This is a genomic window from Microbacterium testaceum (assembly GCF_020781835.1).
Taxonomy (GTDB): Bacteria; Actinomycetota; Actinomycetes; order Actinomycetales; family Microbacteriaceae; genus Microbacterium; species Microbacterium testaceum_H.
In genome coordinates this window covers 1-628 of the sequence record NZ_JAJGNJ010000044.1, presented here as the reverse complement: position 1 = coordinate 628, position 628 = coordinate 1, and the positions used below count along the sequence as shown (strand labels likewise).

Sequence of the window (628 nt, the reverse complement as noted above, 5' to 3'; positions counted from 1 at the left end):
GCCGCGCTCGTGTGGCTGTTCCTTCGCGGCGGCCCGTGGGTCGCCAGCATCCCCGACACGCACCCCGACGCGGCCGGGTCGCTCGACGTCGAGCACCTGAGCCCGCCGGCCCCCTGACCTCCACTCGCGATCCCGATCGAAGGGCACACATCATGACGGGTCACATCATCACCGACGAGGAGCGCAGGGCACGCGCCCTCGCCCACCTCGACCACCAGGAGGCGGTCTTCTGCGCATCCACCGCGCGCGCCCTCCTGATCACGCTCGAGAACCATTCCCACGTCCTGACCCGCGCCGACTGGCACGACCGCGCCTACGCGATCTTCGCCGACTTCTACGGCGACGGCGACCGCATCCAGCACCTGCCCGACGACCTCCTCGCCGGCGTGTTCGCGCAGACCGCGAAGTGGCTCGACGAATCCACCATCGTCGCCCTCGCCCGCAAGGTGTGGGGCGACACCGCGTTCGATGCCACCGAGGGCGACAACCGCGTCCAGTGGATGCCGGCCGACGACATGGTCATCCTCACGGTCCCGCACCTGCTGTCGGACGGGACGCAGATGCTCGCCGACTGTGTCGTGACGCCGGGTCGCCTGGTGGGAGCGCTGCGATGAGCGCGCGGGTGGTC

General features: G+C 70.5%; 1 protein-coding gene. It reads left to right on the top strand.

The window, feature by feature from the left end:
* Positions 1–152 precede the first annotated feature (152 nt).
* Entirely contained in the window at positions 153–614 is a 462-nt protein-coding gene (locus LL239_RS17545; RefSeq protein ID WP_228164608.1) for a hypothetical protein, read from the top strand.
* Positions 615–628 lie beyond the last annotated feature (14 nt).